Origin of the sequence: Bradyrhizobium sp. PRIMUS42, from assembly GCF_023006515.1 — a bacterium.
In the GTDB taxonomy this organism is placed as follows: domain Bacteria; phylum Pseudomonadota; class Alphaproteobacteria; order Rhizobiales; family Xanthobacteraceae; genus Bradyrhizobium.
The window spans coordinates 1-4248 of record NZ_JALBGZ010000551.1 but is presented as its reverse complement, the minus strand read 5'-3'; the positions used below and the strand labels follow the sequence as shown (position 1 = coordinate 4248).

General features: G+C 63.9%; 3 protein-coding genes and 1 pseudogene. All 4 read right to left on the bottom strand.

Translation table 11 applies throughout. The features are described from left to right. Positions 1-254 precede the first annotated feature (254 nt). A complete protein-coding gene (locus tag MOV75_RS29020; RefSeq protein WP_247007048.1) occupies positions 255-1931 on the bottom strand; it encodes a PAS domain-containing methyl-accepting chemotaxis protein in 1677 nt (558 codons plus the stop codon). A 378-nt stretch (positions 1932-2309) separates the two neighbouring features. After that, positions 2310-3116, bottom strand: a complete 807-nt coding sequence (locus tag MOV75_RS29015; protein WP_246922658.1) for a hypothetical protein — start codon at positions 3114-3116, stop codon at positions 2310-2312. Positions 3117-3297: 181 nt separating this feature from the next. Further along, complete coding sequence (locus tag MOV75_RS29010; RefSeq protein ID WP_246922660.1) at positions 3298-3807, bottom strand: OsmC family protein; 510 nt, start codon at positions 3805-3807, stop codon at positions 3298-3300. Positions 3808-3862: 55 nt separating this feature from the next. Next, positions 3863-4248: pseudogene (locus MOV75_RS29005) on the bottom strand (ABC transporter ATP-binding protein); the annotation flags it as partial.

The window sequence follows — 4248 nt, the reverse complement described above, 5'->3', positions numbered from 1 at the left end:
GTGCCCTCGCGCGCCGCGGCTGAATCCGCGCCGCCGAGCGAGGCCGAGCTGCTGATGGAAGCGGTGAAGGCGCTGCACCCCGACGAGATGTCCCCGCGCGAGGCGCTGGATGCGCTCTATGCGTTGAGAGCCAAGCTGCCGAAGCAGTGATGGTGCCGTAGGGTGGGCAAAGGCGCGCAAGCGCCGTGCCCACGTCTTCGGAATGGTGGGCACGGCGCGCGAAGAGCGCGCCTTTGCCCACCTTACGATTCCAACTACGCCCTCGCCGCGATCGCGGCCGCCTCCGCGGCGGCGCGCTGCATGCTGGTCGACATCTCGTTCGTCACCGTGCTCTGCTCCTCGACCGCGGCGGCGGTCGATGTGACGTACTCGCTGACATTGTTGATCGCCTGCTTGATCGAGCCGAGCGCGCTGACGACGTCGCCGGAGATGCCGTTGAGGCTGCCGATCTCCTGGCCGATCTTGTCGGTGGCCTGCTTGGCCTGATTGGCGAGGCTCTTCACTTCGGAGGCGACCACGGCAAAGCCGCGGCCAGCTTCGCCGGCACGGGCGGATTCGATCGTGGCGTTCAGCGCCAGCAGGTTGATCTGGCCGGTAATGCTGTTGATCATCTCGACGATGCCACTCATCGATTGCGCCGCCTCGGTGAGGCGCTGAGCCTGAGCGTCGGCGGAAGCAACCTGCTCCACCGCGCTCATCGCGGTCTCGCGGGATTTGGTCATCGCCTCGGAGATCTCCCGCACTGACGCGTTCAGCTCCTCCGAGCCCGCGGCGACCGATTCCATCATGCCGCGCACGCGCTCGTTGCCCATGCGGACCAGCACCTGCCGCGTGGTGTCGGTGGCATATTTGACGACCTTGAACGGCTTGCCGTTGAGATCGAGGATCGGGTTGTAGGACGCCTGGATGTAGACCTCCTTGCCGCCCTTGCCGATGCGCTTGTATTCGGCCGCCTGGTATTGGCCGCGGTTGAGCGCGGCCCAGAACTCGCGATAGGCGGCGCCATCGCGCTCGCTGGGCTCGACGAACATGCTGTGATGCTTGCCCTTGATCTCGGCCAGCGAATAGCCGAGCGCGCCGAGGAAATTGGCATTCGCGGCGATGATCGTGCCGTCCATATTGAACTCGATCACGGCCTGCGCCTTGTCGATGGCCGCGATCTGACCGGCGAGATCGGCGTTCTTCAGCTTCTCCGCAGTCACGTCGGTCGCGAACTTGACGACGCCGTACGGCTTGCCCGTCTCGTCGAGCAGCGGATTGTAGGAAGCGAGAATCCACACCTCCTTGCCGCCCTTGCCGATACGCTTGAACTCGCCGGCCTGGTAGTCGCCGCGGTTGAGCGCAGCCCAGAATTCGCGATAGGCCGCGCCGTTGCGGTCGGCCTCGGCCACGAACAGGCTATGATGCTTGCCCTCGATCTCGGAAAACGAATAGCCTAGCGCCTTGCAGAAATTCTCGTTGGCAGTGACGATGGTGCCGTCGAGCCTGAACTCGATCACGGCCTGGGCGCGGCTGATGGCGGCGATCTTCGAAGCATCGGTCATGCTCCGCACCTTTTTCGCGGTGATGTCGGTCGCAATCTTGGCGACCATCACCGTCTTGCCATTGCCGTCGAGCACCGGATTGTAGGATGCTTCGATCCAGACTTCGCGGCCGCCCTTGCCGATCCGCTTGAACTCGCGCGCCTGACTCTCGCCACGGTTCAGTGCAGCCCAGAACGCCTTGTACTCCGCGCCGTCGCGCTGGTCGGCCGGCACGAACATGGAATGGTGCTTGCCCTGGATCTCGTTAAGCTGATAGCCGAGGGCGTCGAGAAAGTTCTTGTTGGCCGTGATAATCGTGCCATCCAGATTGAATTCGATCATGGCCTGGGAGCGGCCGATCGCATCAAGCCGTGCTTGGGCATCAATCTGGGACTTGCGACCGAACATCAAAGGATCTCCATCTCGAAATTACGTTGACAGCTGCAGGGGGAGTGACCGTCGCGGCGAAACAGCCGTACTCAAATTACAATTGCCGCGAGTCCCTGCACTCGGATGCAGCGCGGACGAGTTCGCGCCGACGACGGCGGAAGCGGGTACGCAGGATCATTCCTAAGGTAAAAGCTCGAACAAAGTTCTAATAGAGGTCTCGGAAAACAACGGGAGCTGAAACGACCTCGCCCCCCTCGCGATCAGTCCCGATCGGCGGCACCATTTGAAATGACGCATCTCATTCAATGGCTTGTGAGTATGCCGCGTGCCCTCGAGCATGAGATCGACGTGCCGGACGCGACTTATCGCGACGCGACGTCGCACTGATCCGTACTCTCACGGTCTGTGCGCCTTATGCATCGCCCGCCGGCCGATCCCCCACAGCGTCAGATTCCAGCCGATGCAGGTGCCGAGCGCGAGACACAGACCGACGGCAGAGCCGAACGACACCACTGCAACGTGCAGAACAGCGATTGCCGTACCGAACCCGAGCAGCCCCCAGGCGGAGTTGGCGAGCACTGCGGCGGTCGGCGGGCCGCCGATACGCGGATGCAGGATCACCATGATGCTGGTGAACACGACAGGGTACAGCGCGATGATGCCGCTGATGCGGGGACCGACCCAGCCCGAGGTCGAGACCACGATCGCGACGAGGGTCGCGACCAATGCGGCCCGCATCGGCACGTCATACCAGCGGCGCGTCACCAGCGGCATCTTCACATGGCGATAGCCGGCCAGCAGCGGAATGCAGATGCCGAAGGCGATCAGATTCGCAGCCAGTCCGGCGGTGAGCGACCAGTCGAACCGTCGAATGATCGTAGCAAGCACGATCCAGACCGCGACCGCGCTTCCACCACTCACCAGAAGACTGTGCCGCTGCGCCAGCACGACATAAGTGAGGCACATGAAGATCGTTGCCGCGTTGATCGGAAGACTCGCCAGCGAGCCTTGCGCGATGAAGGCGGCGTCGTGATCGAGTGCGAGGAAGACGTAGGACGGGCCGGCCGAGATCGGCAAGGTCGCGACCAGCGCGCCGATCACCGGGCCGGCGCGTTCGGTGATGATCGACGCCGTCACGACGAACGCCGCGGAGATCGCCATGCGCAGGAGGAGGAAGAGGAGGAAGTGAAGGTCGAGGGACATTCTATCTGCCATTCCGGGGCGCGCGAAGCGCGAGCCCGGAATCCATAACCACAGGCCGTAATGGGTGTAGGAGCTGGAACAACGGCCGTCCGAAATCACGACGGCCTGGGGTTATGGGTCCCGGGCTCGCGCCAAGCGGCGCGCCCGGGACGACACCGATTGTCGTGCTGCGCTTCTCGCCTCACATCCGCTGCATCGATACCGACACCTTCGGGCCGTTCTTGATGGTCTGATAGACCACGCAATAGCGCTCGGTCAGCTTGAGCAGGAGATCGAGCTTGTCCTGCGGCGCATCGGTGTCGACCTCGAAGCGCAGACGGATCTCGGCGAAGCCGACCGGCGTCTCCTTGTCGACGCCGAGCGTGCCGCGGAAATCGAGATCGCCCTCGGCATAGACGTTGCCGGTCTTCAAGGGCACCTCGATCGCGGTCGCAACCGATTTCAACGTGACACCGGCACAGGCGACCAATGCTTCGAGGAGCATGTCGCCGGAACAGAGCTCGAGGCCGGAGCCGCCGGTCGCCGGATGCAGGCCCGCCGTTGCGATGGCGCGGCCGGTCTCGACCTTGCAGGCGATGCCTTCGCCATCGGTGGAGCCCTTGGCCTTCAGCGTGATCAGCGCGGTCTTGGGGTCGGTCTTGTAGCGCTCCTTGATCGGAGCCTGCATCTGGCGCAGCTCTGCAGCGTCCATGTTCGTTCTCTCCCGGAATAATCGCCCTTCGATGTACCGGCTCGGAGAGAAATTGTCACCACCACATGGCCTGACCGGGACCCTGGGTTGCGTCACGGTCAGGCACGCTGCGGTCGAGCGAACGGTCGAGTGACGTCAGCACACTTCGCTTGAAATTCTCGAACAACGGCGAGTTGCGGTCGCGCGGCCGGCCGAGATTGATCTCGATCTGGTCGAACAGCCGCCCCGGTCGCGGCCGCATCACCAGCACGCGGTCGGCCAGCACCACGGCCTCGTCGACGTCATGCGTGACCAGGATGAGCGTCGGCCGCGTATCGGCCCAGAGGTCGAGCAGATGATCCTGAAGGTCGCGGCGGGTGAAGGCGTCGAGCGCGGAGAACGGCTCGTCGAGCAAGAGCACCTCCGGCTGCGGCACCAATGCGCGGGCGATCGCGACGCGCT